The 22,433-nt window shown below is 51.4% G+C and carries 17 protein-coding genes and 1 pseudogene; 17 read left to right on the plus strand and 1 reads right to left on the minus strand.

What is annotated here, in order from left to right; all coding sequences use genetic code 11:
* Window positions 1–299: 299 nt before the first annotated feature.
* The 4 genes from NQ502_RS17570 (at window position 300) to NQ502_RS17585 (ending at window position 7,286) form a co-directional block, all read left to right on the plus strand.
* Window positions 300–4,049 carry a diguanylate cyclase domain-containing protein gene (locus NQ502_RS17570; protein ID WP_028528747.1) on the plus strand — a complete coding sequence of 1,250 codons (3,750 nt, stop codon included), beginning with the start codon at window positions 300–302 and terminating at the stop codon, window positions 4,047–4,049.
* A 78-nt stretch (window positions 4,050–4,127) separates the two neighbouring features.
* Complete coding sequence (gene sstT, locus NQ502_RS17575) at window positions 4,128–5,351, plus strand: serine/threonine transporter SstT (protein WP_028528748.1); 1,224 nt, start codon at window positions 4,128–4,130, stop codon at window positions 5,349–5,351.
* Window positions 5,352–5,476: 125 nt separating this feature from the next.
* Entirely contained in the window at window positions 5,477–6,466 is a 990-nt protein-coding gene (locus NQ502_RS17580; protein ID WP_028528749.1) for a GGDEF domain-containing protein, read from the plus strand.
* Window positions 6,467–6,731: 265 nt separating this feature from the next.
* A complete protein-coding gene (locus tag NQ502_RS17585) occupies window positions 6,732–7,286 on the plus strand; it encodes an inorganic diphosphatase (RefSeq protein ID WP_028528751.1) in 555 nt (184 codons plus the stop codon).
* An 82-nt stretch (window positions 7,287–7,368) separates the two neighbouring features.
* On the opposite strand, the gene NQ502_RS17590 is transcribed toward NQ502_RS17585, so the two are convergent.
* Window positions 7,369–8,739: an MATE family efflux transporter gene (locus NQ502_RS17590; protein ID WP_028528752.1), complete on the minus strand. Its 1,371-nt coding sequence runs from the start codon at window positions 8,737–8,739 to the stop codon at window positions 7,369–7,371.
* A gap of 390 nt (window positions 8,740–9,129) precedes the next feature.
* On the opposite strand from NQ502_RS17590, the gene NQ502_RS17595 reads away from it, so the two are divergent.
* The 13 genes and pseudogenes from NQ502_RS17595 to NQ502_RS17655 form a co-directional block, all read left to right on the plus strand.
* On the plus strand, window positions 9,130–9,855 hold the full coding sequence (locus tag NQ502_RS17595) for a hypothetical protein (RefSeq protein WP_028528753.1): 726 nt from the start codon (window positions 9,130–9,132) through the stop codon (window positions 9,853–9,855).
* Entirely contained in the window at window positions 9,856–10,677 is an 822-nt protein-coding gene (locus NQ502_RS17600) for an ATP-binding cassette domain-containing protein (protein WP_028528754.1), read from the plus strand.
* A 13-nt stretch (window positions 10,678–10,690) separates the two neighbouring features.
* Window positions 10,691–11,650 (plus strand): D-2-hydroxyacid dehydrogenase, encoded by a 960-nt coding sequence (locus tag NQ502_RS17605; RefSeq protein ID WP_028528755.1) that lies wholly within the window; start codon window positions 10,691–10,693, stop codon window positions 11,648–11,650.
* A 15-nt stretch (window positions 11,651–11,665) separates the two neighbouring features.
* Window positions 11,666–12,820, plus strand: coding sequence for a CdaR family transcriptional regulator (locus NQ502_RS17610; RefSeq protein WP_028528756.1), 1,155 nt, complete (start codon window positions 11,666–11,668; stop codon window positions 12,818–12,820).
* A 155-nt stretch (window positions 12,821–12,975) separates the two neighbouring features.
* Window positions 12,976–14,118, plus strand: a complete 1,143-nt coding sequence (locus NQ502_RS17615; protein WP_028528757.1) for a glycerate kinase family protein — start codon at window positions 12,976–12,978, stop codon at window positions 14,116–14,118.
* 272 nt (window positions 14,119–14,390) lie between these two features.
* Window positions 14,391–14,828, plus strand: coding sequence for a prepilin-type N-terminal cleavage/methylation domain-containing protein (locus tag NQ502_RS17620; RefSeq protein WP_049898159.1), 438 nt, complete (start codon window positions 14,391–14,393; stop codon window positions 14,826–14,828).
* A 37-nt stretch (window positions 14,829–14,865) separates the two neighbouring features.
* Window positions 14,866–15,318 (plus strand): hypothetical protein, encoded by a 453-nt coding sequence (locus NQ502_RS17625; protein ID WP_028528758.1) that lies wholly within the window; start codon window positions 14,866–14,868, stop codon window positions 15,316–15,318.
* A gap of 82 nt (window positions 15,319–15,400) precedes the next feature.
* Window positions 15,401–16,174, plus strand: a complete 774-nt coding sequence (locus NQ502_RS17630; RefSeq protein WP_028528759.1) for a prepilin peptidase — start codon at window positions 15,401–15,403, stop codon at window positions 16,172–16,174.
* 41 nt (window positions 16,175–16,215) lie between these two features.
* Complete coding sequence (locus NQ502_RS17635) at window positions 16,216–17,412, plus strand: type II secretion system F family protein (RefSeq protein WP_028528760.1); 1,197 nt, start codon at window positions 16,216–16,218, stop codon at window positions 17,410–17,412.
* A 16-nt stretch (window positions 17,413–17,428) separates the two neighbouring features.
* Window positions 17,429–18,901 carry a hypothetical protein gene (locus NQ502_RS17640; protein WP_028528761.1) on the plus strand — a complete coding sequence of 491 codons (1,473 nt, stop codon included), beginning with the start codon at window positions 17,429–17,431 and terminating at the stop codon, window positions 18,899–18,901.
* Between the two features lie 4 nt (window positions 18,902–18,905).
* The gene (locus NQ502_RS17645; protein WP_028528762.1) at window positions 18,906–19,637 is read left to right on the plus strand and encodes a hypothetical protein; all 732 of its coding nucleotides are present in this window, start codon (window positions 18,906–18,908) and stop codon (window positions 19,635–19,637) included.
* Between the two features lie 9 nt (window positions 19,638–19,646).
* The gene (locus tag NQ502_RS17650; RefSeq protein WP_242830266.1) at window positions 19,647–21,329 is read left to right on the plus strand and encodes a GspE/PulE family protein; all 1,683 of its coding nucleotides are present in this window, start codon (window positions 19,647–19,649) and stop codon (window positions 21,327–21,329) included.
* Between the two features lie 37 nt (window positions 21,330–21,366).
* A pseudogene (locus tag NQ502_RS17655) lies at window positions 21,367–22,419 on the plus strand (type IV pilus twitching motility protein PilT); the annotation flags it as partial.
* Window positions 22,420–22,433: the final 14 nt, after the last annotated feature.

Here is a 22,433-nt window from a genome sequence, read left to right on the forward strand (position 1 = left end):
TATTTTGTTTTTGGAGATAAGTCAAATGTATTTCGGAAATTCAGTGACATGAGCGTACCATCCTGATGAAAATTTGAATTTATCGTTTGATTTTCATATCTGTCAGACGATAAATATGATGAAATGATACCGGAAAGTGATCGTGGTGTCAAACCGGCATATACGGCGGTTACGCATTAGCATCCGTTGACCTGAACAGGAATAATTGGTATACTCTATTTATCCATATACAGATGAATTATTCGGCTCAGCCACCGGGATCTTTGTTCGAGCTGAGCCGTTTTCAGGAGGGACAACGCATGAATCGGAACACACTTTTGATTGTGGATGACATGGAGGTAAACCGTGCCATTCTTCGGTCTTTATTTGAGCGGGAATACAATCTTCTGGAAGCTGAAAACGGGGAACAGGGATTGATGCTGCTCAACCAGTATAAAGACACGATCGCTGCGGTTCTTCTTGACATTGTGATGCCGGTCAAGGACGGTTATGAGGTTATGACAGAGATGTCACGTAACAGGCTGCTGGATGAAGTTCCGGTCATTGTGATTACTGCGCAGGATTCTACAGAAAATGAGGTCCGGGCATTTGATCTGGGGGCCTCCGATATCGTGATGAAGCCATTTGAACCGCATGTGGTCAGGAGGCGGGTGGAAAATGTAGTGGAATTAAACCGGCATAAACGGCATTTGGAAGAACTCGTGGAAGAACAGGCGATCAATCTTCGGGAATCGAAAGCGGTACTGATGGATGCCCTGTCATCTGTGATCGAGCACCGCAGCATCGAATCAGGACAGCATGTTTTGCGTATTCGGATGTTTACGAAGCTGCTTTTGGAGGATGTGAAAGGCAATTATCCGGAATATGGACTTGATGAACGAAAGATTGAAGTTATCTCCAGTGCGGCAGCACTGCATGATATCGGTAAGATAGCAATCCCGGATGCAATCCTGAATAAACCGGGGCGATTGACGGCGGAGGAATTTCAGATTATGAAAACTCACGCCGTAAAGGGATGTGAGATACTCGCAGGGCTCGACCGTATGCATGATAAAGAGTATTTGCAGTATGCATATAATATCTGCCGCTATCATCACGAACGCTGGGACGGAAACGGATATCCTGACGGACTGAGGGGAGAAAACATCCCAATCTGCGCACAGGCGGCAGGAATTGCTGATGCGTATGACGCACTCACAACCAGCCGGGTATACAAAGAGGCATATTCACCGGAAAAAGCCTGCAATATGATCCTGAATGGTGAGTGCGGCCTGTTTTCACCGAAACTTCTGGAGTGCTTTAAAAATGTGCGGGAACCGTTTGCGAATCTGTCCCGGGAGTATGCTGACGGGAAATCGCCTGGAACCGATTTCGAGATGATGTCAGGTCAGGAAGGCTATAAAACAGAGGCGGAGAATACACTGGAACTCGGACAGATGAAGTATTTTGCGATGCTTCGTTATGAAAACTCCACCGTGATGGAAGTGGATGCTGACAACGGAATTTACCATCTGGTGTATACGCAGAACAGTGATTTTGATCTGCTGCGTTCTGGAGAGTTGTTCGAAACGTCATACCAGGCATTTGTGGAAAAGGCTGTCCACCCGGATGACAGGGCGGAACTGCTTGGAGATCACTGTATCGATGTGTTTCTGGCGAGCGGCGCGATGAAGCGTTCTCAGAAATGCAGGGTGTTTCACCATGGATCCGGAGATTATATCTGGTATGAGCTTTCGATTCTCAGGATCAATTTAGAGAATCCCAGGCAGCACAAGCTGTTGCTGATCTGGAGTAAACTGGAAAATGATGAATGCGTCCCTTCGGAGGCACCCAAAGAGGACCTGCGGTTCATGGATAATTCGCTGGTTGGTATTCAACAGTGTCTGAATGACGGGTGGTTTACGATCCGGCATCTGAACGAAGGTTTCATTACACTTTTCGGCTACAGCAGGGAAGAGATCCGGCAGGTATTCAGGAACCGCTTTATTGAGATGATCGATCCGGATGACCGTGAAGGTGTCCTGAAGAGCTTTCGGAAAGAGCAGTTCGTCAGAAACACGTTTGAATTTGAATACCGGATACGGACCAAGGATGGCCGTGTTCTGTGGGTACTCGACAAAAGTCAGCTTTTTACAGGTGATGACGGGGTAGAGTACATGAACTGTGTACTGCTTGATGTCACACATACCAAGCGGGAGCAGGAAAAACTGCGGCTCACGATGGAGCGCCATCAGATCATCATGGACCAGACGAATGATATTATCTTTGAATGGGATATACATCAGAATAAGATTCTGTATTCCTCTAACTGGGCAAAGAAATTCGGGTATCAGCCGATCATGGAAGAAATCGACAGACGGATTCCCCAGGCATCCCATGTTTTTCCAGAGGATATGCCAAACTTCCTGAAGCTGATGAAGGATGTGGGGACCGGTGCTCCTTACGGCGAAGCGGAACTGCGCATCGCAAATGCGGACAGCCGTTATATCTGGTGCCGCATCCGTGCGACCACACAGTTCAATAACGACGGCAAACCGGTAAAAGCAGTGGGCGTCATCGTGGACATCGACAGTGAGAAGCGGCGCGCACAGGATCTGCTAGATAAGGCTGAGCGGGATCACCTGACGCATCTGTTTAATAAAAATGCCGCACGCACACGGATTCAGAGTGCGATGAAACACCGGGAAGATGCCGGAATGGCTGCTATGATGATTATCGATCTGGATAATTTTAAAACCATCAATGACAATTTTGGACATATGTTTGGTGATGCGGTGCTCATCGAGGTTGCCGGACAGCTTCAGAGGCTTTTCCGTACGGAGGACGTTGTATCACGCATCGGCGGGGATGAATTCCTGGTTTATATCAACAGTCTGCCGGATCAGAATGTACTGACCGGACGTGCTGAGAATCTGGTTGCAGCGATGCAGTCTGTTCTGGCGGACGAACTGCATCTGTTTCCGCTGTCCTGCAGTGTGGGAGTGGCCTGTTTCCCAAAAGACGCTGCAGGTTTCCAGGAATTATTCCAGTGCTGTGACAGAGCACTCTATTATGCGAAGGCACAGGGTAAGAACCGGTTTGCAATGTATGACAAACGGACAATGGCGAAGACTTTTGATATGAATTCACAGCAGGCGGTGACGGCCAACACGCGGATTGAGTCGGATGAGGCATATGATTTTGAAAATGCCGCCGTGATACAGCAGGCATCACAGCTGCTGTACAGGGCAAAGGATACAGACGTGGCAGTACAGTCGATTCTTGAGCTGATCGGGCTCAGGTATGACGTCAGCCGTGCTTACATTTTTGAGGAATCCGAGGATCACAGTTATTGCCGCAATACCTTTGAGTGGTGCAATGAGGGAATCGAACCTCAGATTCAGTCTCTGCAGCACGTGGTCTATGCCGATATCGGGGATTATCACGAAAATTTCGATGAAAACGGCGTCTTCTATTGCCCGGATATTTCAACGCTGCCTAAACCACAGTGTGAGGATCTTGCTGTACAGAATATCCGTTCCATGCTGCAGTGTGCAATACAGAATGAAGGGGAATTCGTTGGATTTGCAGGATTTGACGACTGTACGTCCAGGCGTATGTGGACACAGAGCCAGATTAAAACGTTGTCTTTTATTGCAGAACTACTATCTACGTATCTGCTTAAAAAGCGTGCTCAGGAGAATCTTGCCCAGGCTGCAGAGAACCTGCATACCCTGCTTGACGCACAGAATTCATGGATCTATGTCATTGATCCGGATAAATACGAACTGCTCTATATCAACGCGAAGACCAGTAAAATCGCACCGGCGGCAAGGGTTGGCATGAGCTGCCATAAAGCCTTTTTCGACAGAGTAATCCCATGTGCAGCCTGTCCGGTGAGGGATATACGAAATAATACCTGTAAAACAATGGAAGTCTATAATCCATCACTGAAGGTGTGGGCTCTGGCAGATGCCTCGCTGATCCGCTGGGGGAACCGGGAGGCGTGTCTGTTATCCTGCCGTGATATCACATCCTACAAAAAATCGATTCAGGAAAAAGAGGATTAACTTAGCTGAGAATCGGATGCACCGCAGTTATTTGGGATATCATATATAAATGAGGGTTAATGAAAGGAAAATGAAAACATGAATCACTTTATCAAAAAATGGACGGATATCAGTCTGATCAAGAGGATCCTGGGTGGTCTGATCATCGGGGCGGTTCTGGGGATCGCCGTTCCCCGGGCTTCCGGAATCACTGTGTTAGGAGATCTGTTCGTGGGAGCACTGAAAGCGGTGGCACCGATCCTGGTCTTCTTTCTGGTCATGAGTTCACTCAGCAATGCCCGGAACTCTCATGGAGGCGTGATCCGGACCGTGATCATTTTATACATGCTGAGTACGCTGCTCGCGGCTGTCATCGCTGTATTTGCCAGCATGGCATTTCCGATCGAACTGACTTTGGCTGAGGCTGCGGAAGATGCAGCCGCTCCGGGAGGCGTACTGGAAGTGCTGCAGACGCTGATCATGAATGTCGTTGCGAACCCGGTATCATCCCTGGCAAATGCCAATTATCTGGGGATACTGGCATGGGCGGTCCTGCTTGGAATCGCATTTCGTTCCGCAGGGGAACATACAAAACAGGTACTCCAGGATATCTCATCCGGGATTTCCACACTCGTGACCTGGATCATCGATCTTGCGCCTTTTGGCATCCTGGGGCTGGTGTTTGGCACGGTCTCCACAAGCGGGCTGGATATTTTTACACAGTACGGATTACTGCTGGTCCTGCTCGTCGGCTGCATGCTGGTTGTCACATTTATCACAAATCCCGTACTTGTGTACTGGTGTATAAGAAAGAACCCGTTTCCGCTGATTTTCAAATGTCTGAAAAGGAGCGCCATCACAGCATTTTTTACACGGAGTTCGGCTGCCAATATCCCGGTCAATATGGAGGTCTGCAGGGAGATGGGGATGGATAAGGATACGTATTCGGTGACTATCCCGCTTGGTGCCACCATCAATATGGACGGTGCTGCGATCACCATCACGGTCATGACTATGGCTGCGGCACATACCATGGGTGTCGCGGTGGATATACCGACGGCAATCATTTTAAGCGTACTGGCGGCGTTATCAGCCTGCGGCGCTTCGGGAGTCGCAGGAGGTTCCCTGCTGCTGATTCCCATGGCGTGTTCGCTGTTCGGCATTCCGGATGATATTTCCATGCAGGTTGTGGGGGTTGGGTTTATCATCGGTGTGGTTCAGGACTCTGTGGAGACGGCGCTGAATTCCTCATCGGACCTGCTGCTGTCAATTTCAGCGGAACTCAGACAGTGGAGAAAGGAAGGCAGGGAGATTGAAATATAGCGCCCTCGGATATTTCGGGATGCATTTTATGCATATTTATCTACCACTTATGCATCTGCGGTTGACGGAAAGTTTTCTGTTTGCTATGATGAGTCTGGTTTTTTTCGGAAAAAGGGGTAAGAAATATGAGAGACAGAGAATTGGAGTCAACGGTTGAAGCGTATCAGAGGCTTGCGGAGCGGGATTGGCTGACAGGCCTATATAACCGAGGAACGACAGAGCGAAAGGTGAATGAATGGATCACTGCCGAAACAGCGGGAACACTGATCTTTTTGGATCTGGATCATTTTAAACAGATTAATGACAGGTATGGACATATTACGGGAGACAGTCTTCTGCAGAGCGTAGGGGACACATTACATAAAATGTTTCCGGAGCCGAACCTTGTGGGACGGATCGGCGGCGATGAGTTCATCATATTTGTACGGCATACCATGGACGACAGCGGGATCAGCAGCAGGTGCGCACAGGTGCGGGGGCGTTTTCGCGAAGTACGTATCCAGGGCGGGCTCCTTCTGAAACTTGGCATGACGATTTTCGGAACAGGCTTTCAGGAGGGAGACAGCTACCGTGAGATGTTTGACCGCGTGGACCAGATGGTGATAGAGGAGAAACGCGCGAGAAATCTGAAGAGGAGCAGGCTGCGTGCAGCTGAAAACAGGAGAAGCGCCGGGATTGAACTGGATATGAATCTGATAGCCGGGGAAATGCAGGAGGAATCTCCGGTCCCGGGGGCGTACTGTCAGGATTATGATACGTTTAAGAGTATTTACCGTTTTATGGAACGCAGGCTGGAGAGAATGACGAGTACTGCGTATATCATCCTGTTTACGCTGACGGACGAGGATAATCTGTTTCCGAAGCTCGAACACCGTGATTATCAGATGAATATACTGGGAGAAGGCATTCAGAATAACCTGCGCATGGGAGATTTATATACACAGTATACCAGCTGTCAGTATCTGGTCATGGTATCCGATGTATCGGAAAAGAATGTGGAGATGATTGCTCAGCGTATCTGCCGGTTCTTTTATGAGGAGCGCAGAGTCGACGCGGAGAATCTGGTACTCCACCACAGCTACCCGTTAAAACCAGCTGAAAAAAAGAGCAGATAAATGAAAAAATTGCTGCAGATGGTTGTCCGCAGCAATTTTTTCGACCTTTTTATGATTTATATTTTTATCCTACCACAAAACAATTTATTTATCAAGCCTTGTATAAAAATTCGGATGAAGAAATATGACGGTATTTTCAGAGAAAGCATATGTTATGTTTCACAGAAGTTTCACAGTTTATGTCTTGACCTGAACCGCACTTTATCGGGTATGATAAGAGTGTTACATAAAAATGGTAAAGTGCATGTTGAAGGAGGCACTGAGAATGAATGTTTGGCATGATATGAAACCGGAAAGAATCAGGCCTGAGAAATTCTCTGTCTATGTCACGATACCAAAGGGGAGTAATAAGAAATATGAGTTTGATATCCAGACGGGACTGCTGCAGCTTGTGAAGATTCTGTATACGGCTGCGTGTTACCCGGTGAACTGCGGTATAATCCCGCGGACGATGGGGACAGATCAAAAACCGCTGGAGGTCATGATCCTGTGCCAGGAGATTCTGGATGGAAATACGCTCGTAGAATGCTGCCCGGTTGGCGTTTTGCAGACATCGATACAGGGAGTACGGACAGAACGGATCCTTGCGATTCCCATTATGGATTCTGCGAATGCCATGGGAGTTGTGGAGGCAGAAAATCTCTTGAAGACGGTATATGAAGAACTCAAATATTTCTTCGGCATTTACCGCGGGCCGGATGCGGATACGATCGAAGTCCGGGGAGGGATTGATGCAATGAAGGCAGTTCAGCTGATCGAGACCAGCATGAAGGCATATCACAAAAAGTATAGCGGCAAAATGAACGATCAGAAGGATTGAGATTAGAAAGAAAAGGGATGCAGCACGGGTTTTGTGAACCGTGCTGCATCCCTTTTTTCTGTCCTGCGGCTGCACTGAAGCATCAGGCATTTTTCTTTGCCACCGCCTCCGACCGCGCGGCGACAATGCGGGGGAAGAAGCGGAAGAACAGGACGGAAGTCACCAGCGCTGCCGTCAGATCTGCAATGGGCTCGGAGAAAAAGGTGGCTTCCGGAGAGATCAGGCGGGGCAGCAGCAAAAGCCCTGCCAGAAATATGGTCTTTCGAAAGGCAGAACAAAACAGTGCAAGCCGCACATGTCCCAGAGCAGTGGTCTCGTCCACCAGCGGATACTGGACTGCAAGGGGAATGATCATAGCGGTAAACATCTTGATATACCGGACCGAGCGCGCCATGACTTCCGGGTCTTTTGTGAACAGCGTCACATAGAGCGGTGAAGCGGTGTACGTTAATACGGTCATAAGCACGCAGAATGCGACACACAGACCCACGATACAGCGGATGGCTTTTTTCATGCGCGCCGCATCCCCTGTACCGTAGTTGAAACTGACCACGGGCTGACTGCCCAGCGTGATACCGCCGAGCGGCATCGTGATAAGAAGAATATAACTCTGTACGATAGTCGCACAGGTGACCAGGATATCCCCCTCTTCCGGGCCACCGTACCGCTGGAGGACGGTGTTCAGCACGATGAGGAGGACGCTGTCACTGGCGATGATGAGGAAGGGGGAAAGCCCGAAGGAGACGATCCTGCGCACTGCCAGCCACTGAAAGTCTCCCCATCCCAGCCGTATCGGCATCCTCCTGCGCAGCAGGGAAAAGAGTACAAAAGCGCAGGACGCCATCTGCGAGATCACGGTGGCAGCAGCGGCGCCCGCCACCCCCATATCGAACACGAAGATAAAGACCGGATCCAGTGCAATGTTCAGCAGCGCACCCAGCATGACAGTCACCATTCCCAGCCCGGAGAATCCCTGCGCGATCAGAAAACTGTTCATGCCGACGGACATAAGAGCGAAGAAGGTGCCTGCTGTATAGATGGTCATGTAGGTATTGGCGTAATCAAAAGTAGCAGGACTTGCACCAAACCACATGAGCAGATGATCCTTTGCAAGCAGGAACAGGACGGTCAGCACGGCTGAGAGCACAAGCAGCATGAGAAAGCTGTTGTTGAGAATCCGCTTAGCCTCACGGTTGTCGCCTTCACCCATGCGCATGGCCATGATGGGGGAGCCTCCCAGCCCTACAAGGGAAGCAAAGGAAGACAATAAAGTTACAATCGGACCACATACCCCGACCCCCGCAAGCGCCAGGTCTCCTACCCCGGCTCCTATGTACATACGGTCCACGATCGAGTAGAGAACACTTACCAGCTGCGCAAGCATGGTGGGTATTGCCAGCCGCAGTACAAGACGGAAAACAGGATCGCGTCCTAAATCATTTGTTCGTTTCATACATTTCTCCCTGTCGGCAAAATGAAACGCCTACCTCCATCTGCAAGGGTATGACAGAATGGGAATAAGCGTTACCTGACGTTAAACGAGTGTAGTGTAGCATATCCTGTGTGGGAAGTCAATGTGATTCCCTTTTTCGGCTATTTATGTTATGATGTTGGGGTCAAAAGGTCTTTTGACCCCAACAGATGCCTACGGCTTGCTCCGCACTTCGTGCTCCCGCAATCCTGTAAACATTCGGAATCCGCTGATTTACTGTGTAAATCGCTTCTTCCTCATGTTTGGCGGGTCAAAAAGTCAAATGCCTTATCATGCAAGCATGAACGGTATTTGACCTTTTGACCCTGGCATCATGTTATATTATAACAAAAGTCAAAGGGGAGCAAAACATTGGCAGCAATTTTTCAACTGACGAAATATCATCTGTATGTTTACTTAAAATCCAATAAATTCGTGATGCCGCTGGCGGTACTTCTGGCGCTGCTGTATATCATTTATTCCTCAGCTCCGGTGGAGGCGGCGGACAGTTTCTCCGTCTCCTGCATGTTTGTGTTTCTGGTCATGACCTGGACGGGACTGTCCTGTCACGAACTGAACAGCAGCGAATCGCAGCAGATTCTGACGCTTCGGATCCGGGGAACAGGGAGATACTGTCTCAGCTACGGTATCTTTCTGCTCCTGATCAGTGCTTTTGCCGCGGCTGTCAGCATGGTTTTTCCATTACTGCAGAGCCTGTTAAATCCCGGTCTGTTTACGAGGGCGATCCGGCCGGGAGATGTAGTCTGGGGGTTTCTGCTCATGACTGCGTCAGCCTTTGACGGCAGCGCCATCGGAACGATGTTCTGCCCGCGGGTTATGAGGGACAGAAAAACAGCGGTCATCCTCACGGCGCTGGCTGCGGCAGTCACCATCGGGAAGACGGTGATTCTGCAGCAGCTCCCAGCTCTGGCGGCTGTCATGTGGATCTTTCCTCCTGTTGCCGAGAATGCAGCTGCCTTTTCACAGGCAGGGCACTTTTTCATGCCGAACGTTCTGATTTCCCTGATCATCATGCTGGCATACGGAGGCGTGATATTCCTGCTGAATGGCTGGCTGCTGAAACGGAGGGGGTTTTAAATGTCCGATACGATTATCACATTGAAAAATGTCACTAAAATATATGAGGGGAAAACCATCCTGCAGAATGTGAACCTCTCTGTGCCGGAGGGGCAGTCACTGACGCTTTGCGGGCATAACGGCAGCGGAAAAAGCACGCTGCTGAAACTGATGGCAGGGCTGGTGAAACCCACCTCCGGCAGTGTGACTGTCACAAAGAAACCACTGTTTCATTACATACCGGAGCATTTTCCAAAGACCGATTTAACGGTATGGCAGTACCTTAAGGCAATGGGAAGAATTGACGGTATCGATCAGGACGGCACAGATCAGGCGGCAGGTCAGCTGCTGAAGGATTTTTTTATGGAACAGATGAAGGACGTGCCGATGAAACATCTGTCGAAGGGCTCGCTCCAAAAAGTCGGAGTCATCCAGGCGCTTCTGAAAGTTCCGGATATTATGCTGCTGGATGAACCGTTGTCCGGACAGGACCGGCCGTCTCAGATGGTTTTTATAGAGAAAATGAATCACCTGAGGGAACAGAAGACTACGCTGATCATGTCCTGCCATGAGCCGTTTCTGATGCACAGCCTGTCGGATATCATCTACCAGGTTCAGGACGGAGGTCTTTCGCTGCGGGAGAATCCGGGGGAATTTGAGGAATCCAGATATATCCTGGTCTTTGAGGAGAAACCGGATGCTTTGCTGCCGTCAGCGCTTGGCGGGAAAGCAGGAAGGCAAAACGGCAGGCTGACTCTTCTGGTATCAGGACAGGAGAGCAATGATGTTATCGGTCAGATGCTGCAGAGTGGTTTTACCCTGCGGGAAATGTATGAGCAATAGGAGGGAGCACTGTATGAGTGAAATCGTGATTTTGGATGGGTATACCATCAATCCGGGAGATTTGTCCTGGGATGTGATCCGGCAGCTGGGAGAATGCACCGTCTATCAGCGGACACCGGCAGACCTCGTGCTGGAACGCTGCCGGGATGCCAGAATTGTTCTGACCAGCAAGGCACTGTTTACAGCAGAAATCATCGAGAACCTTCCGAAACTCAGCTATATCGGGGTGCTTGCCACCGGTTATAATGTGGTGGATATCGATGCGGCCGGGAAACATGGAATTACCGTGACCAATATCCCGGCGTACAGCACACAATCTGTCGCGCAGATGGTCTTCGCACTGCTCCTGCAGTTGTGCTGTCACGTCAAAGAGCACAGTGACAGTGTGAAAGCGGGCAGCTGGTCCGGCTGTAAGGATTTCTGCTATTGGAATTATCCGATGATCGAACTGGCGGGAAAGACGATGGGGATCATCGGTTTCGGCATGATCGGACAGCAGACGGCACGTGTGGCGAATGCACTGGGGATGCGCGTGGCAGCGTTTGGAAGACGGAGGAAGCAGGTTCCGGACATTGAGTTTCAGTGGATGGACTCGCTGGAAGAACTGCTCGGATGTTCGGATGTGGTCAGCCTTCACTGCCCACTGTCTGAGGAGACCAAACATATGCTCAACGCGGACACGCTGAAGTCTATGAAGACTTCTGCATTTCTCATCAATACGGCAAGAGGTCCGCTGATTGACGAACATGCGCTGGCGGATGCACTGAACAGCGGCCGGATTGCGGGGGCGGCTCTGGACGTGCTCAGCACAGAGCCGCCTGAGGCGGACAACCCGCTGTTTCAGTCAAAGAACTGTATCATCACACCGCATATCGCATGGGCCACGAGGGAGGCGAGGGCGCGGCTGATCGATACCGCCGGCCGGAACCTGAGAGCATTTCTTGAGGGAACGCCGGTGAATACGGTCCGGTAGTTCGGAGGAGGAGTTATGCTTTTATCGAGACAGAATGCACAGAGGATCGTGCAGGAACTGAATGATGTCATCGGCCACAAGATCAATATGATGGATGATGCAGGAATCATTGTTGCGAGCAGTGACCCTGAACGCATCGGTGAGTATCATGAGGGCGCGGGACTGATCCTGAAGCAGGGACTTGGGGAACTGATCGTACACAGGGATGGTGAGTATGAGGGGTGCAGGGAAGGGGTGAATTATCCGCTTGCGGTTTGGGAGCAGACCATCGGTGTGATCGGAATCACAGGTCCTTATCAGGAGGCGGTAAAGTACGGACAGATCATACAGCGCATCACGGGAATTCTGCTGCGGGAGATGCTGGTAAAAGAGCAGAAGCTGCTGGATGAAACGATCCGAAACCGGTATGTTGAAGAATGGATGAAACGGGAGGATACCCTGATCAACCAGGAATTCGTAGAGCGGGGCAGGGCGATGCGGATCGATATCACACTGCCGAGGCGTGTTGTGGCGTTTGCCGTACGTCAGGAGGGGAACGGAATCTTCACCATTGACGGTATGGAGACCGCAGAGAGGACGCTGCGGCAGATCAGACAGAGCGTAAAAGAACGGGAACCCGACAGCGTTTATCTGCAGTCATCTTCCAGGCTGGTCTGCGCGGTACCGGAGCGTAGCGATGAGCAGATGAGACGGTTTGCCCTGCAGATCAAAGAGAGTGTGTCAAAAGACGGGATGCTCCGCATCGCAGCCGGAATCGACGATGGCTGTTATCCGTATACGCAGATCGGGACGGCAGAACAGAAGGCGTCCAAAGCACTTCAGGCATGTCTTGGGAACGGGAAGAGGGACATCTGTTTTTACCATGATCTTGGTCTGGAAATTTTTCTGAATGAGATTTCCGATCTGTCAAAAGCAGAATATGTGAGACGGATATTTAAGGATTATCGAAAAGAAGAGATTTCGGAGGCGGTCGGTCTGCTGGATGTATTTTATGATTGCCAGGGTTCGCTTGCCAGGACATCGGAGCGCATGCACATGCATAAGAACACACTCCAGTATAAACTGCTGAAAATCCGTGACCGCACCGGTTATGACCCGCGTTCCCTGCAGGATTCCGCCATGTTTTATATTGCCGCCTGTTTTCACCGGGAAATCCGGAAAATCTTATAGTGCAGATCTCCATGCCTTTCGGATACAGATTCCGGGAGGCTTTTTGGTACACAGAATAAAAAGTCAGCTTTTATATTGGCATTTATAATATAGTAATGATCGGCAGATTTCCGGTAAAATGAAAGAAAACAGAAAGAAATGCGGGGTGACGGGTAATGAAGGTAGTGATCGCGATCGATTCCCTGAAAGGAAGCTTGTCTTCGGCTGATGCGGGCCGGGCGATTGCAGCGGGAATTCAAAAAGCGGCCGAAGCAAAAGTCGAGGTTGTGCCGATGGCGGACGGGGGAGAAGGAACAGCGGAGGCACTGGTGGATGGAATGGGCGGTCAGTGGGTGGAAATCCCTGTGACAGGACCGCTTGGGAAGACGGTTAAGGCGAGATACGGTTTTATAAGAGAAAAAAGGCAGGCTGTGATCGAGATGGCGTCTGCGGCGGGTATCACGCTGGTTGGGGAAGACGAGCGGGATATTATGAAAGCGGGTACCTCCGGCGTCGGAGAGCTGATCCGGGATGCCATTCACAGAGGATGCAGGGATTTTCTGATCGGTATCGGAGGCAGCGCGACGAATGACTGCGGCACGGGTATGCTGTGCGCGCTGGGCGCCGAGTTTCTGGACAGGGAGGGAAACCGCATCGGAAAGAAGGGGGAAGACTGCGGGCAGATATCCGCCATTCGCCTGGACCGTATGATGCCGGAACTGAAAGAATGCAGGTTTCGCATCGCGTGTGATGTGACGAATCCGCTGTACGGCGAACATGGAGCCTCCTGCGTGTTCGGTCCGCAAAAAGGCGGATCTGAAGAACAGGTGCGCCTGATGGAGCGCATGCACCGGCAGTTCGCGGATCTGGCCAAAAGGACCATTGGAAAAGATGCAGCCCATTGTCCGGGGGCGGGAGCGGCCGGGGGCCTCGGTTTTGCATTTCTCGCCTTTCTGGATGCAAGTCTGGAACCGGGCATCGATCTGGTGATGAAGGCGGTCGGACTGGAGGCGTGTGTGAGGGACGCCGATTTTGTGATCACGGGCGAGGGATGTCTCGATGCACAGACAGTGATGGGAAAGGTCCCTGCAGGGGTCGCAAAGCTTGCCAAAAGATACGGAGCTGTCGTGATTGCCGTGGCAGGCAGCGTGAATGAGGAGGCATTCCTGTGCAACCAGGCGGGCATCGACGCCTTTTTCCCGATTCTGCCTGGAGCGATGCGGCTGGAGGATGCCATGCGTCCCGATGAGACCGCCAGGAATCTGAGCAGGACCGCCGAGCAGATTTTCCGGCTGATTACCGCTGTCAGGAGGAGCTGATGCTCTGAGCATTTTACGCGAGCCGGAAATAAGAACGATAATACGAAATTATGTCACGAAAAAAGAGATAATGTCTTAAGACGGGCTTTGAATTATTTTCGTACAATTACTGTGTAAAATGTTGACAAAAATGTGCAAGAAGGGTATATTGGATACTAAGAAAGACAGGATCTTTCGGTAGGGATTCGATACGCTGATCGACCGTACGGTGCAGGAACTGATGCGTGGGATTCAGGAAGAAAACGGTCCTGAAAATAGGAGGATAAGGTTTTATGTTTAAAAAACTGAGAGAAAAAAGCAAGAACAAAAAGGGCTTTACCCTGGTGGAGCTGATTGTTGTTATCGTGATCATCCTGGTTCTGGCAGCAGTTATGGTACCGAGTGTGTTGAGGTATGTAAACAGGGCGCATGAGGCAAATTGTAAGGCAGATGCTGCGACGATTTTGGTTCAGTTGCAGGCGGAGGTGGCAGATGCGTATTTAGTAGACTCAGCAGCTCCTACTCTTCCAACGGCTGCTATCAATGGTGTCCCATGTAATAATACAACACCACAGCCAGGTAGCTATACAGCAGTGGGTACAGCAGAATATACTTATGTTACTAATGCTGATGGTGATATTACAGCATTTGCATACAGAAATCCAAGAAATTTTGTTAACTGGACTACTACTGGCTGGTTAGACGTGGATGAAGCACCGGCAGGACCGTAAATAATATGAAATACCGGAAGGGGGTTCATAATTCCAAATGACTGAGCATTATGAATCCCTTTTTCGCACCCTGAAATTCAGGCGCGCATGTAAGATCGCTCTGATCACATTGCTGATCTGCGCCGCAGTGATCGCACCGGCACTGTGGGTTTGGGACCAGTCCATACAGAAGCGTCAGACGCTGCGGGAAGCCAAGAACGTGGTGGAGAATATTCGGCTTCTGTCGATCCAGTATTACGGCCTCGGAGCGCCGTTTATGGACAATTCCCGTCCGAGCGGAATGTCGAGGACGGCGGAAGAAGAGATACGGAGTTTTTCCGGGGCGGACGGGGACATACAGCTGATATCATGGAATACAAATAAGAATTGTGTTGCCACCATGAATTATCAAAAAGGAAAATTTCTGGTACAGTACAGGTATGAAGAATCAGAAGATATTGCCACCTGGGACATTTACTGGAACATTCATCAATACGATAATCAGGGATGATAAGGAAGGAATTCCATTTGGTGGACCGCCGGATGGGGTTCCTCTTTCTTTGCTCTGGCAAATAATCCCTGCGGGAGGAAGTATGCTGCTGATTTTGTGTGAAGGTTTTCTGTGGGCGCTGCTCTTTATTCTGGGAGCCTGCATTTTTTCGTTTTTAAATGTTATTATTTACAGGGTTCCGAGGGGGATGTCATTTGTCAGAGGCCATTCCGTCTGTCCGGCATGCGGACAGCGATTGCGGGCGGGAGACCTGATCCCGATATTCAGCTATCTGTTTCTCAGGGGTAAGTGCAGATATTGCGGCAAAACGATCGGTTCCAGGGATACCTGGGTAGAACTTTTGGGCGGGGGATTGGCCCTCCTCAACTTTTATCATTATGAAAATATCGAAACGGCAGTCACCGTATTTGCATTTTTCTGTGTGCTGACGGTGGTGGCGTTTCTTGATCTGGATACGATGGAGATTGAGGACGGATGTTCTGCCGCCATCGTACTGACAGCAGCAGTATCTGTTATCACGATGCCGGGACTGTCCATAGTCAGCCGCCTGATCGGGGCAGCGGCGGTGAGCGTGCCGATGCTGGTCCTGACGCTTCTGATACCGGGAGCATTCGGCGGAGGGGACATCAAGCTGATGGCATCTTCCGGACTGTTTCTGGGCTGGAAGCTGACGCTGGTATCCATGGCTGCCGCCGTGCTGTTCGGGGGAATCTACGGCATTTACCTGCTGGCAGCCAAAAAGAAGGAGCGGAAGGATCACTTTGCGTTCGGTCCGTTTCTATGTCTGGGGATGGTCCTGGGACTGCTGTACGGACAGCCGCTTATTGACTGGTATCTGGGCATGCTGGTATACTGATACGAAGAACATTTTATAAAAAATATGGGAGGTAGTACCTCATGGCACAATATCGCTATCAGGCACAGACGATAGACGGAAAGAAGATAAAGGGCATCATGAATGCGGCGGATGAAGCAGATCTTCAGCTGCGCCTGCGGGAGGACGATGCCTTTTTGCTTTCTGCAAAACTCGTGGAGTCCGGCAAGAGGATGCAGCCGTTCAAACCGAAGGTGCTGGCTGACTTCTCCAGACAGCTTGGGACACTGACGGCGTCCGGTGTGACGCTGGTCCGGGCACTGAATATTATCGCTAACGGTGAGGCTGTCAAGCCGAAGGAAAAGACGATCTATGAAGACATGCTGCGTCAGCTGCGTCAGGGAATCGCATTGTCTGATGCGATGGAATCTCAGAACGGGGCGTTTCCTCCGCTGATGGTCTATATGTTCCGCTCCGCGGAGAGCAGCGGCAACCTGGATCAGGTTGCGATGCAGATGGCGGTCAACTATGAGAAGGATCATCGGCTGAACACCAAGATATCCAGTTCTCTCGTATACCCGAGGATTCTGGTGGTCCTGATCATCGGGGTGATCCTCATCCTGACGAAGTTTGTGCTTCCGCAGTTCCAGGAGCTGTTTGACCAGATGGAACAGCTTCCCGTGCCGACGATGATCCTGATGGCGATCAGTGATTTCATGCAGAAATTCTGGCTGCTGGTGATCGCGCTGCTGCTGGGACTGTGGATCGGATTTAAAGCGCTGTTGCGGATCGACAGGATGCGCAGGCGATGGCACAGGATGCTGATTCACATGCCGCTGATCGGAAAGCTGCAGAAGGTCATCTGCACCTCACGGTTTGCTCGGACATTGAGCTTTTTGTATACGGCGGGAATACCGATCGTGCCGTCGCTGCAGATCGCCAGGAAGACGATAGGAAATGATTACATAGACGCCCAGTTCGATGACGTGATTCCGCTGGTGCGGGCGGGAAACAATCTAAGCGACGGACTTGATATGGTGGATGGATTCGTGCGCAAGCTGGCGGACTCCATACGGGTCGGAGAGGAGACCGGTAAGCTGGATACGATGCTGATGTCCACGGCAGAATCCATGGAATACGATGCAGATATGGCAGTTACCAAGATGGTCTCCTATGTGGAGCCGGTGATGCTGATTGTCCTAGGGATCATTGTCGCCTTCGTGATGGTGGCGGTGTTCAGCGCGCTGTACGGTTCCTACGATGCGGTTGCGGGTATGTGACAGGGAGGAAACTGACATGTTAGTTGTATATTTATCAAACAGGTATATCCGTGTGGTGGCCGGAGAGAAGACAGGCGGGAAAGTACGTGCGTCCGGACTATATTACAGTGTGGATACGCAGGGATGCATTCTGAACGGCAGTGTCATGGACGAGGAAGGCTTTCTGGGGATCATAAAAGATCTGTGGGAGAGCAACGGGCTTGCCAGAAAAGGCATACATCTGGTCATTGACAGCACACAGTTTACGAGCCGTGTTCTGGATGTTCCGCTGCAGAAACCCGCACAGACCATGCAGTTTTTAAGCCGTGAATTTACGGATGTGGGCAGGATCTCCAATCCGGTTTACGGATATTTTCCGCTACCGCGCCAGCGGGAACACAAGGCAAAGGCACATACGGTCTTTGCGACAGTGGTGAGCAGGGAGTTTATCAGTGGATATCAGGAGCTGTTCGGAAAGCTGGGCATCACGGTTGACAGTGTCGAGTGCGCCTCGGGGGCAATGATTCGGCTGCTGGGAATCCTGTCACAGGTGAATGATGCAAACGCCATTGTACAGTTTGTGGATGATATGACGCTGGTCAATGTGCTGCTGATCGAAGGGCGGTATGAGTATTCCAGCCATAACCGACTCTTCGCGGACCCGGGGACGCAGGCGTTCTGTGCGGAGGCGGCCCGGGCAGCGGGGAATATCCTGCAGTTTGCGAAGGCGCAGAAAATTCCGCAGAAGATCACGACGGTTTATATTGCCGGGATTTCGAGAGAAGAACAGGAATTTTATCTTCAGAATATCAGTCAGATTGATCCGACGCTTGAGGTGGAAGAGCTGAGCGGGGGGACAGATGTGACGATCACTTCCGGGATGGGCAGGGACCGGACATTTTCCAACTTTTCCCTGGCTATGGGCGGTCTCATTGAAACCGACGCCAGGACCAATATCATGAGCCAGATGAAAGTGAATGCCAGGAGAACGGAAGAAAGACGCAGACGGAACCGGCGACTGATACCGGCTGTGACAGCAGGCGCGATTCTCTGTGTGATCACGGCTGCGTTCGGCGCCTATACGCTGCTGCTTTCAATGGAGCTGCAGAAAGAGCAGGAGTACAACAACAGCCCGGATGTGCTTGCGGCATGCAGTGAATATGAGGCGCTGAACCAGGAAATCTCTGCGATTGCGGGACTGAGTCAGAGCCTTACCGGACTTCGGCAGAGTGTTCTGGCGTATCCGATGGTGAACAGCGCTGTGGAGGAGACGATTGCCGGCTGTGCCAGCGGGCTGGTATCCGCGGAGATCAGCAGTTATGACTCGAAGAGCGGCGTCATAAGTTTCGATACATCGGCGGGAAATGTGGAACAGATCAATCAGTTTATCCGGCTGCTCAGTGAACAGGATATCTTTGCGGCCGTGGACTATACGGGATATGCGCAGGATGCCCAGGGACAGTGGCAGGTAAAGGTAAACTGTACCATGGCGGACAGACAGGAGGGATAACGCGATGCAGAAGCTGACAGAACGGGACAAAAAGCTGCTCATCTTTCTTGCTGTGTTCATAGTGGTCATCGGTATCGGGGCGGGCGTGCTGCTCCCCCTGATCCAGAAAAGCCAGGATCTCAGCAGTGAACTTGCAGATGCCAGGCTGGAGCGGCAGGAAAAAGAAATGAAGGTGGCGATGCTGCCATCCATGCGGGAGAAAGAGAAACAGTTAAAAGAAAATCTTTCACAGGTTCAGCAGGAATTCTATGAAGTCATGCCCAGCATGGAGATCGATAAGATGCTCACAGATCTGGCGCTTGCCAGAGGACTCCAGGTACAGGACCTGAATATCTCTCTTCCGCTGAAGGGACAGTATACAGAACTGATGGATTATACGGCGATGCTGAATCAGCAGGCCGCGGGCGCCGAAGACGAGAGTTCGTCCGGGCTGCTGGTATACAGCGGAGCCTGCACGGCTTCTGTCACGATGGTCATGACGGGGGAACGTGTGAATCTGCAGGCGATGCTGGATGCGTGCGCCATCCAGGAACCGCGCCTGCGCATATCGAATTTTCAGTGGCAGAAAAATACGAGGGGGGAAACCGGCGGTTATACCCTTGCGGTCTCCATGGAGCTGTATATGTATGAGGATACCTCGCAGTATATGCAGGAGCTTTTGGAGCAGGATACAGACGAAGAAGGACAGGAAAATACTGAGAATACAGAGGAAGACCAGAACCCTGCAAATCAGTAAGAGGCAGTTATGGAAAATAATATCAGAAACCTGAGGATAGGCGATGTTTTAAAAGAATATGGTTATGTGACGGATGAGCAGATCGACGAGGCGCTCGCATACCAGAAGGAGCACAGAGATCTCCGCCTTGGCGGCGCCCTGATTGAACTGGGATACGTCAAGGAGGAACATGTGCTGGAGGCGCTTGCCGCGCGTCTTGCCATGCGCCGCGTCGAAATCTCGAATATTGACGTGGAAGTGGAGGCGGTAGAGATGATTCCGCGTCCGCTGGCGGAAAAGTATGAGATGCTGGCAGTCCGGAAAAAAGAAGGCACGCTGACGGTCGTGCTGAACGATCCCATGAATTTTTACGGAATTGAAGATATCCATCAGCTGACCGGCATGCAGCTTGACATCTGTCTCAGTATGAGAGACAGTCTGTTAAAGGCGATTCAGTACTACTATACGGAAGTCGAAGCGAGGCAGGCGGCACAGGTTGCCAACAAGAGCTTTGAAGACCAGGATATGGAGGAGATCGAGATCGAGGAGGAGGGTGACAGCGACACGCCCGTCATCAACCTGCTGAGCCGTCTGATCAACCGTGCCCACAGTACCAATGCGTCCGATATTCATATTGAGCCGTTTGAGCACAAGACGCTCGTGCGCATGCGTATCGACGGCGTCATTGTGGAATACGTGACGCTTCAGAAGAGTCTCCATGCATCGCTGATCGCGCGCATCAAGATTCTGGGAGAGATGGATATTGCGGAGCGAAGGATTCCGCAGGACGGCCATTTCCGCCTGCGCGTGGAGGGAGAGTTTATCAACATCCGTGTGTCGGTGATCCCCACGGTATTCGGGGAAAAGGCGGTGCTGCGCCTTCTGAGCAGCAATGCGCATATCGATTATCCGTCTACGTTTGGCATGGAAGAGCCGGATTACTTAAAACTGAAGAGGATGCTGCAGTCTCCGAACGGCATTATCTATTTTACCGGCCCGACCGGATCCGGAAAGACAACGACGCTCTATATGATCCTGGAGGAACTGTCGAAGAGGGCGGTGAACATCTCGACGATCGAGGATCCGGTGGAGAAAAACCTGCCCAAGGTGAATCAGATGCAGGTGAACAATCAGGCGGGACTGACATTTGAGGCGGGGCTTCGCGCGCTATTGCGGCAGGACCCGGATATCATCATGGTAGGTGAGACGCGTGATGTGGAGACGGCGTCGATTTCCGTGCGTGCGGCGATCACGGGGCATCTTGTATTTTCAACGTTACACACGAATAATGCGGCATCCTCCATTGTCCGTCTGGAAGACATGGGACTGATGCCTTACATGGTGTCAAGTTCGCTGACCGGGATCGTCGCGCAGAGGCTGATGCGCAAGGTCTGTCCGGACTGCTGCGAGGAAGTGCCGCCCACGGAAGAAGAGGTGATGATGCTGGGCGGAAGTACGGAGAGGATCAGGAGGGCGAACGGATGTCCGCTGTGCAATTACACAGGGTATCGGGGGCGGACGGCGATTCACGAGATACTGCTGATTGACCGGGAAGTACGGAAGATGATCATGGACGGCGCATCCGTGGAAGCGATTCAAAACTATGCGGTAAGCAGTCAGGGCATGAAGACGCTGAAAGAGTGTGCCGTCGGCCTGGTAAAACAGGGAATCACAACGATCGAGGAATTGCGCAAGGTGGCGTATTATGCCTGACAGACAGGAAAATTTATAAAAACAGGAGGCTGGCAGTGTTATGTATGATATGGATCAGATTATTCTAATGGCAAGACAGGAGGAGGCATCCGATGTCCATATATCGGCGGGTCTGCCGCTGGTATTTCGGGTTCACGGCGTTCTCATCCCGGCGCTCGCACAGCCCGATGAGGAATCGGCGGAGGTGATGATCCGCGGACTGCTGAATGAACGGCAGTTAAAGGTGCTGGAGGAGGGACGTGACCTGGACTTTTCACTGCAGACATCGGACGGAAACCGTCAGAGGGTCAACGTGTTCCGGCAGCAGGGGAAACTCGCCGCGACGATCCGTCTGCTGAACAGCAGCATACCGACACTGGAACAGCTGCATTTATCAAAAAAACTATATGAACTGGCGGAGGAACCGAGAGGGCTGATCCTTGTGACAGGACCCACTGGGAGCGGAAAGTCGACGACGCTTGCGTCCATGATCGAACACGTGAATCAGACACGTGCGGTGCATATCCTGACGATCGAGGATCCGGTGGAATATCACTATGACGGAAAGATGGCTCTGATCCATCAGAGGGAGACCGGAAGGGATGTCGGGGATTTCGCATCGGCGCTGCGGAGCGCGCTGCGGGAGGATCCGGACATCATCATGGTAGGCGAGATGCGCGATTATGAGACGATCATGGCCGCTCTGACAGCGGCTGAGACGGGGCACCTCGTACTGTCCACGCTCCACACCACCGGTGCAGCGCAGACGATCGACCGCGTGATCGATGCCTGTCCGTCCGGCAGTCAGAATCAGGTGCGCACGCAGCTGGCAGGCGTGCTGAAGGGCGTGATCACGCAGTGCCTGATGCCGTCTGTAAACGGCGGCGGAAGGTTCGCGGCGACGGAAATTCTGCTGGGCACGGATGCGGTCGGGAATATGATCCGGGAAAATAAGAGCCATCAGCTGGCAAGTGTCATGCAGTCTAATGCTGCGGCAGGCATGCATACGCTGAATATGGATCTGGTCCGCATGGTGTCTGAGGGCAGGATTTCGAAGGAGACGGCATTCCAGTATACGAATGACAGGCGGGACCTGGAACAATATTTTTAAGTAAAGTGAGAAAT

This window comes from Ruminococcus gauvreauii (assembly GCF_025151995.1).
Taxonomy (GTDB): domain Bacteria; phylum Bacillota; class Clostridia; order Lachnospirales; family Lachnospiraceae; genus Ruminococcus_G; species Ruminococcus_G gauvreauii.

Bases quoted from the DNA above. Each gene is read 5' to 3' on its own strand.
- NQ502_RS17600 (WP_028528754.1), top strand. From the start codon at position 9,856: ATGTCCGATACGATTATCACATTGAAAAATGTCACTAAAATATATGAG.
- NQ502_RS17640 (WP_028528761.1), top strand. From the start codon at position 17,429: ATGTTAGTTGTATATTTATCAAACAGGTATATCCGTGTGGTGGCCGGA.
- NQ502_RS17645 (WP_028528762.1), top strand. From the start codon at position 18,906: ATGCAGAAGCTGACAGAACGGGACAAAAAGCTGCTCATCTTTCTTGCT.
- NQ502_RS17620 (WP_049898159.1), top strand. From the start codon at position 14,391: ATGTTTAAAAAACTGAGAGAAAAAAGCAAGAACAAAAAGGGCTTTACC.
- NQ502_RS17630 (WP_028528759.1), top strand. From the start codon at position 15,401: ATGCTGCTGATTTTGTGTGAAGGTTTTCTGTGGGCGCTGCTCTTTATT.
- NQ502_RS17625 (WP_028528758.1), top strand. From the start codon at position 14,866: ATGACTGAGCATTATGAATCCCTTTTTCGCACCCTGAAATTCAGGCGC.
- NQ502_RS17615 (WP_028528757.1), top strand. From the start codon at position 12,976: ATGAAGGTAGTGATCGCGATCGATTCCCTGAAAGGAAGCTTGTCTTCG.
- NQ502_RS17650 (WP_242830266.1), top strand. From the start codon at position 19,647: ATGGAAAATAATATCAGAAACCTGAGGATAGGCGATGTTTTAAAAGAA.
- NQ502_RS17605 (WP_028528755.1), top strand. From the start codon at position 10,691: ATGAGTGAAATCGTGATTTTGGATGGGTATACCATCAATCCGGGAGAT.
- NQ502_RS17585 (WP_028528751.1), top strand. From the start codon at position 6,732: ATGAATGTTTGGCATGATATGAAACCGGAAAGAATCAGGCCTGAGAAA.
- NQ502_RS17610 (WP_028528756.1), top strand. From the start codon at position 11,666: ATGCTTTTATCGAGACAGAATGCACAGAGGATCGTGCAGGAACTGAAT.
- NQ502_RS17635 (WP_028528760.1), top strand. From the start codon at position 16,216: ATGGCACAATATCGCTATCAGGCACAGACGATAGACGGAAAGAAGATA.
- NQ502_RS17580 (WP_028528749.1), top strand. From the start codon at position 5,477: ATGAGAGACAGAGAATTGGAGTCAACGGTTGAAGCGTATCAGAGGCTT.
- NQ502_RS17570 (WP_028528747.1), top strand. From the start codon at position 300: ATGAATCGGAACACACTTTTGATTGTGGATGACATGGAGGTAAACCGT.
- NQ502_RS17590 (WP_028528752.1), bottom strand. From the start codon at position 8,739: ATGAAACGAACAAATGATTTAGGACGCGATCCTGTTTTCCGTCTTGTA.
- sstT (WP_028528748.1), top strand. From the start codon at position 4,128: ATGAATCACTTTATCAAAAAATGGACGGATATCAGTCTGATCAAGAGG.